The following is a 276-nucleotide window of genomic DNA, read 5'->3' as shown; positions in this document are numbered from 1 at the left end:
GAGGGAGAGTACTCGTTCGAGCACACCCCAAAAACCCGTCCCAGAGAATGCTGTAGGCGCACGAAATACCCGCAGGTCACGCAGCTGGCTGGCGCATGATGGCTCGTCGCGTTGTCCGGGCCGCCCTCACCAGCGAGCCAGCGCTCGGCGGTGGAGTCACGGCCCTCCCGCGACAGCAGTCGCTCCCGTCCCAAACCCAACTCAGAAGCAACAGCGCGAGTAGCAGCCCATTCAGCCGGGTCCTCATCTGCGGCCAGTTCACCGCCGGTGTAACCA

1 protein-coding gene is annotated in these 276 nt (G+C 64.9%); it reads right to left on the bottom strand.

Translation table 11 applies throughout. The features are described 5' to 3' along the window. The coding region (locus tag AC0IW9_RS30795) for a DUF3027 domain-containing protein (protein ID WP_471652105.1) at window positions 1-257 on the bottom strand (257 nt) is incomplete at its 3' end. Between the last annotated feature and the right edge of the window lie 19 nt (window positions 258-276).

Source organism: Belnapia sp. AC561 (assembly GCF_979252845.1).
This window is presented reverse-complemented; position numbering and strand designations above follow the sequence as displayed.